The sequence below is a fragment of the Paraconexibacter sp. genome, from assembly GCF_041602235.1.
Taxonomy (GTDB): domain Bacteria; phylum Actinomycetota; class Thermoleophilia; order Solirubrobacterales; family Solirubrobacteraceae; genus Paraconexibacter.
In genome coordinates, this window is sequence record NZ_JBFIGP010000257.1 from 1 (window position 1) to 5,244 (window position 5,244).

Here is a 5,244-nt window from a genome sequence, read left to right on the forward strand (position 1 = left end):
CCCCGCGGTCCTCCGCGATCCGGCCGACGACTACCTCGTGGCGCTGGCGATCTCTGCGCACGCCGAAGCGATCGTGACCGGCGACCGCGACCTCCTCGATCACGCCGACCTCGCGCCGCCGGCGTGGACACCACGCGCAGCATGCGAGTCGCTCGGCATCGCAAGCTGACCGCGACTACTGCATCAACACCCCGGCGTGTCCGCCTTGGGGTAGACGTGCAGGACGGGAGGATCTTGGGGCGGTCCGACGCGAGCCCGAACCGCGACGATGCTACGCGCCCCCCGAGTGACGAGATCGCGCGGCCGCCGCGTCGCCCGCCGTGGCGCGACGCTCCTCCCGGCCGGCCGAGGGTGCCTCCTGGAAGGTCACGAGATGCAGGTCACGGTTGCCGCGCGGATCACGTACCACGCACGAGGTCGTGATCACGCGAAGGCGGCCGCCGTCGCGGCGCACGATCTCCAACTCGGTCACGTACTCGCCGGACCGCTCCGCCTCCCGTGCGATCTGGGGGACCCGCGCCTTGAGCTCCGGCGGCCAGTAGGGCAGGTCGCCGGCCGGCGCGTTGAGGAGCTCAGCACGCGTCCAGCCGGTCAGCCGCACGAAGCGGTCGCTCACCTCGACCAGGCGGAGATCGAGCGAGGCCACGACGAACGGGTGGGGAAACCCGGTGACGAGCGCGGCGTTCCAGGACCGCTCGCTCTTGAGTGCCTCCTGGAGCACCCGGTGCTCCCGCACGCCCTCGTCCTCGAGGCGCACGGTCACCCGGCACCCGGCCCCGGGCGCCGTCGCGACCGCCAGCGCCCCGCCGACGTCCTCGACGCGGCGCCGCAGGGTGGCGTGCCCGAGGTGCCCGTCGCGCTCCGCGTCGGCGAGCCGGCGCTCGCTCATCCCCCGTCCGTCGTCGGCGACGACGATCGAGAGCGCCCCTCGCTCCGCGGAGATGTCGACGGTCATGCGGGTCGCGTCGGCGTGGCGCTCGACGTTGGCGACGAGCTCCCGCACGATCGCGAGCACCGTCGAGCTGACCTCGGCGCTGAGCTGACCGGTGATCCGGACCTCGGTCTGCAGGTCCGCGCGCCGCTCGGCGTCGTCGACGATGCGACGCACCGCGGCCTCGGCCCCGGCCGCCTCGAGGATCGCATCGTGATGGACGATGGTCAGCGACCGCAGGGAGCGGGTCGTCTCCGCGAGCCCGTCGGCGACGACCTGCAGCGCCGACGGGTCGCCCTCCCGGGCGTGGTCCAGGTCCTGCCGGGCCGCGAGCAGCCGCTGCAACGCGTCGTCGTGCAGCAGTTGGGCGAGGCGCTCGCGCTCACGGCGCTCCAGTTCGGACGCCTCGGCTCCGGCCTCCTCCAGGCGACGCTCGAGCGCCGCCATATCCACGCGGCGCCGTTCGAGGACCACGGAGAACCCCGTCGTGAGGATCGCGACCGTGCCGAGGAAGAGCGCGACGAGCAGCGCTTCTTCCACGCCGACGAGCAGCGCCTCGCCGACCACGACGACGGCGCTCGCCAGCAACGCCCGCGCGGCCGCGACCCGGGGCGCGAGGGTCAGGGCCCACGCGCTCAGCAGCAGCAGCAGCGGAATGCGCCCGGCCGAGGATGCGTGCGGGTCCGCGACCAGCGCGAGGGCCGCGACGGCAACGAGGTCGAGGACGAACTGGGTCCGCGGGCCGACGGGGCGCCCGCGAAGGAGCGCGGCCAGCATGATCACGCTGTACAGCTCGACGGCCGCCGCGGCGATCAGGAACGGCTGCCCCAGGGCCACGTCGTCGTTGTCGGCCGTGATGCTCGCCACCATCGCGAGCGGGACGACGCACGCCCGACCGATCGCGAACGCGCGGTCGAGGTGCGCAGCGTCGTCGGTCCTCCTCACGCCGCCGGTGGGCAGTCGCATCTGCGACAGGGTGTCACGCACAGCAGGACTCTCTCACTTCAGCAGCCGGGACAGTCGCCGATCCTTCAGCACCTTCCCCCCCGTCTGGCACTGCGGGCAGTAACAGAGGACCTGCTCCTCGTAGTGCACGGCCTCGATGACCGTGGCGCACCGGGGGCACGGCTCCCCGTGGTGGCGGTGGATCCGCAGCGGGAGCGGCAGCTTGTCCGGGATCGGGAGGCGCACCACATCCTCGTAGTGCGCGAGTGCCGCACCGAGCCGCGCGACGATCGCCTCGCGGAGCACCCTCGCCTCGTCCTCGTCCAGCCCGCCTGCCCGCGCGAACGGGGACAGCTTCGCCTCCCACAGGATCTCGTCGACCCAGGAGCGCCCGATCCCCGCGAGCACGTGCTGATCGCGGAGGACGGCCTGCAGGGGACGCGCCTTCTGGGGCGCGAGGACGTCACGCAGGTCGGCGGGAGGGTCGGGCCAGGCCTCCGGGCCCAGGCTCGCCAGTGCCGGGTCCTCGGCCAGTTCGCCCGCACGCAGCAGCTTCGCCCAGGCCGCCTGCTTGGTCCCGAACTCGCGGAGTCGCAGCTCGCGGTCAGGGGCGATCCGCAGGAGCAGGCGGGAGGTCCGGTCCTTCATGGATGCCCGCTTGTCGTACAGCTGCAGGCGGCCGGCGGACATCAGGTGCAGCAGCACGCAGAGGTCCTCGCCCGCCGCGCTCCTCACGTCGACCACGAGGTGCTTCCCGATCCGGCGCACGGCGGTGATCGTGCCGCCGTCGAGCGCCCCCAGGGGCGGGTCGAAGGTCTTGAGCGTGTTGAGGCCGGGAGCCATCGCGGACTCGACGGTGGCGCCCACGAGCGCCTCGTGGAGGCGACGGGCGGTGATCTCGACCTCGGGGAGTTCAGGCATCTCTCGGTCCTCGCTCAGCCGGTCAGGATGACGTCGTAGGCGCGCTCGGTGCGGCGCAGGCGGCACGCGTCCGGGCCACACGTGGCGACGCGCAGCTCGAAGGTGATCCTGCCGGATCCGCTGCCCAGGGCGACCGAGAACCGCGCGGGGAGGCCGTCGAGCCGCCAGCTCGTGACCCCGCCGAGGAGCCCCGGATCGGTGGCTCGCGCCCGGACGGCGACGGGCGCGTGGCCGGCACCGTCCAGCACGTCCCCGTCGAGCTCGAGGTCCATCTCGACCTCCAGCGTGCCGCCCGCCTCGAGGATCACGGTCTCCGCGACCACCGGAGCTCCGGGCCGGTCGCTGGACGCGGGCCGGCCGATGTCGATGGCCTCCGCGCTCGCGCCGTCCGGATCGGCGATCACCACGCGGTGGTTGGCGGTGTCCGCGATCACCACGCGCCCATCGGGCAGCAGGTCGAGCCCACCCGGCTCGCAGAATCCGTCGATCGGGACGGTCCAGAGGTGCTCGCCGCGCCAGACCCGGAGCCGATCGTTGTACGTGTCGGCCACGTAGAGCGCCCCGTCCGCCGCGCTCGCGACGCCGAGCGGGTGCTGCAGGCGCGCTCGAAGACGCCCGCCGTCCGCCTGCCCCCAGTCGAACAGGCCCTCGCCCACCAACGTGCGGATCACGCCGGCGGGGCGATCGAGCACCCGCAGCGCCGAGCTCTCGGCGTCGACGAAGGCGAGCTCACCAACGTCCGTGACGGCGAGGCCGCTGGGCTGCGCGAGCAGGGCCTCCAGTGCGGGACCGTCGCGCAGCTCCTCGGCCCCGGTCCCCGCGATCACCTGGGCCTCCCCCTCCGTGTCGATCGCACAGAGCACGTGCCGGCCGGCGCCCGCGATGACGACGTGGCCGTGCCAGCGCACGACGTCCCAGGGGCTCTTGACCGCCTCGGTCACCAACGTCCGTCCCCCGCCGTCGCCGTCGGGCCCGGGCAGGGCGATGCGCCACACCCGGTCGTGCGCGGTCTCGCAGACCAGCAGGCCGTCCTGGCCGTCGAACCGCACCCCCTGGGGCTGGTACAGGCCACCGATCTCCTGCTCGACGACACCGTCCAGGGTGGTGACGAGGACGCGGTCGTGCCCGGTGTCGGCGACCGCCAGACGGACGGTGCCGTCGGGGGCGGTGCCGACCGCGACCTTCCCGGGAAACGCGAGCTCGCTGCGGCCGGTCGGGGCCGGGCCCGGATCCGGCAGCACCAGCGGCTCCTCGGCGAGCGTCCCCTGCGCCCGGGCCTCGTCGACGAGCCGCTCGATCGCCGCGGCCAGTCGTACGGCGTGCCCCTCCCCGGAGAGCGTCGCGGCGACGCGACCCGTGGCATCGATCAGCACGAGCGTCGGCCACGCGCGCACCCCGTAGGCGTCCCAGAGCACGGCGTCCGGGTCGTGCAGCACCGGGTGCTCCAACCGGTGCCGGGCGACGGCGTCCGCCACCGCATCGGGATCGCGCTCGTGCGGGAACTTCGGCGTGTGGATCCCGATGACCGTGAGAACGTCGGCGAACCGGCGCTCCAGTCCCCGCAGTTCCTCCAGCACGTGAAGGCAGTTCGTGCAGCACGACGTCCAGAAGTCCAGCAGCACGATCCGACCCCGGAGGTCCTCGAGCGAGAAGGCGACGGGCTCGACCCACGCACCGCTCCCGCGAAGCTCGGGCGCGCGCACCCTCACGCGATCAAGATCGATCGGCTCCACAGCAGGAAGTATCCTCGCCCCGTGTCCAAGGTTCCGGCAAGGCGTGCCAGTGACAGGGCGTCGGGACGCGGCCAGCGTCTCGAGGACCCCGAGCGACTGCGGGTCCTTCGTGCGACGCGGCTCCTCGACTCCGCTCCGGAGGAGAGCTTCGACCGCCTGACGCGCCTGACCGCGCACCTGCTCTCCGTCCCGGTCGCACAGGTGGCGCTCGTCGAGGACGACCGGCAGTTCTTCAAGAGCCGGATCGTGACCGACCGGGAGGCCCCGGAACGCCAGACCGGGCTGGACCGCTCCTTCTGCAAGTACGTCGTCACGTCCGGCGAGCCGCTGGTCGTCGCGGACTCGCGCGAGGTCGAGCTGCTCCGGGACAACCCGGTCACCACGGACGGCGAGGTGATCGCGTACTGCGGCTACCCGCTGCAGCTCTCCGACGGCCCGATCCTCGGCACGCTCTGCGCGGTGGATCGCGTGCCGCGCGACTGGGCCGACCAGGAGGTCGACCTGCTCGCGGACCTCTCGGCGATGGTCGTCGCGGAGATCGAACTGCGCCGAGCGCTGCAGCTGGCGCGCCGCCGGGCCCAGGACCTCTCCGACGCGGCGAGCGGCCTACGAGCGCTCGAGGGCGCGCTCGAGGCGTCGTCGATCGAGCAGGAGCACGTCCGAGCGGCTTCGCTGGGGCTCGCGGCCACCATCGCGCACGAGGTGCGCACACCG

General features: G+C 73.4%; 4 protein-coding genes. 1 reads left to right on the forward strand and 3 read right to left on the reverse strand.

All coding sequences use genetic code 11. The features are described from left to right. Positions 1-271: 271 nt before the first annotated feature. The 3 genes from ABYE80_RS16510 to ABYE80_RS16520 are packed head-to-tail and all read right to left on the reverse strand — an operon-like array spanning position 272 to position 4,506. Positions 272-1,918 carry an ATP-binding protein gene (locus ABYE80_RS16510; RefSeq protein WP_372791399.1) on the reverse strand — a complete coding sequence of 549 codons (1,647 nt, stop codon included), beginning with the start codon at positions 1,916-1,918 and terminating at the stop codon, positions 272-274. Between the two features lie 12 nt (positions 1,919-1,930). Next, positions 1,931-2,797, reverse strand: a complete 867-nt coding sequence (locus ABYE80_RS16515; RefSeq protein WP_372791400.1) for a DNA-formamidopyrimidine glycosylase family protein — start codon at positions 2,795-2,797, stop codon at positions 1,931-1,933. Between the two features lie 14 nt (positions 2,798-2,811). Further along, positions 2,812-4,506 carry a redoxin domain-containing protein gene (locus ABYE80_RS16520; protein WP_372791401.1) on the reverse strand — a complete coding sequence of 565 codons (1,695 nt, stop codon included), beginning with the start codon at positions 4,504-4,506 and terminating at the stop codon, positions 2,812-2,814. Positions 4,507-4,551: 45 nt separating this feature from the next. On the opposite strand from ABYE80_RS16520, the gene ABYE80_RS16525 reads away from it, so the two are divergent. After that, the coding region (locus tag ABYE80_RS16525; protein WP_372791402.1) for a GAF domain-containing protein at positions 4,552-5,244 on the forward strand (693 nt) is incomplete at its 3' end.

Coding starts and splice junctions, on each gene's coding strand:
- ABYE80_RS16515 (WP_372791400.1), bottom strand. CDS start 2,797: ATGCCTGAACTCCCCGAGGTCGAGATCACCGCCCGTCGCCTCCACGAG.